At 42.1% G+C, this 1076-nt stretch carries 1 protein-coding gene; it reads right to left on the minus strand.

The window, feature by feature from the left end; translation table 11 throughout:
* Window positions 1–137: 137 nt before the first annotated feature.
* Window positions 138–731: a PDC sensor domain-containing protein gene (locus HMPREF3143_RS20060; protein ID WP_254668447.1), complete on the minus strand. Its 594-nt coding sequence runs from the start codon at window positions 729–731 to the stop codon at window positions 138–140.
* Between the last annotated feature and the right edge of the window lie 345 nt (window positions 732–1076).

Consider the following 1076-nt stretch of genomic DNA (forward strand, 5'->3'; position numbering starts at 1 on the left):
AAAAAAAAAATTCCCCCTCACCTCTATCAGACTCCGTTAACTTTGATTTCAAATCATCAGACATAACCATGGGCCGACCAACAGCACTGTTATCGTTATTAAAGATCACAGTTCCATCATCACTAACAATGCTAATTTCAGTGTCGCTCTTGAAAAAATGCCTGCTCCAAAACATCGCTAAATAAACTATGTTTTTTTAGATATATAGACCCACCGACATGCCCTATGTAATTGCCATTCTTATCATAAATAGGATGTGACAACAAAATAATCAAATTCCCAGTCACTGATTTGAACGGTGAAGATATGAATGGTTTCTTTTCCTCAATCGCCAATTTGTTGGCACTTGAATTCAAGCGGGTACCAACTAAATCAAGAGATTCTGGCGAAGTCGCCAGAACAACAGCATCATTACTAACAACAAAAACTGAATTAAACATACCAGACTGCAATCTTAACCTATCCGCCTCATCTTTAAGTGAGTCAATATCATTAGTTGATTTTATTTTTTTTGCTCCATATGCTAATTCACCTTGAGCCATTTCAATATAACCACTCATTACATCTGACATTTTCATAGCGTACGATGAATTAGCATCAAGCAAATCTTTTTCTATATTTTCGCGCTGAAAAACCATAATAACGGCAATCAGAAAAATAGAAGTTAACAAAATCCCACCAACGGACAAGGTTATGACTATCGGACGAAAGTGAGGCTTTTTAATTCTCATAAAAATACACTCCATATAATAAAAAATGCCGCATTTACCATTAACATCCCTTATCAGCACCGCCCCGGACGGGTTCGGAACAAATGCGGCGTCAGCCCGGTAAAACCGGCAGCAAACTCTCCGCTAAACCGCGCATTCTGCGCCAGATAAATTTCACCCGGCTGCATGGCTATGCAGTCGGGTGAATGGCTCCGGCTTTCAGCGCAGATGTCCACCGAAAGCCCCGTTTTATCAGGTTATCACAGTGAAGGGCTGTTATACGTCCGCTGTCGCTGAGATCGCTCCAGCTCCAGCGCTTTCTGATGCTGCACCCCGCGCTCCTGCTCCCGGTGCAGCTCGACGGCA

Source organism: Enterobacter sp. HMSC16D10, assembly GCF_001807145.1.
In the GTDB taxonomy this organism is placed as follows: Bacteria; Pseudomonadota; Gammaproteobacteria; order Enterobacterales; family Enterobacteriaceae; genus Enterobacter; species Enterobacter roggenkampii.

Bases quoted from the DNA above. Each gene is read 5' to 3' on its own strand.
- HMPREF3143_RS20060 (WP_254668447.1), bottom strand. From the start codon at position 731: ATGAGAATTAAAAAGCCTCACTTTCGTCCGATAGTCATAACCTTGTCC.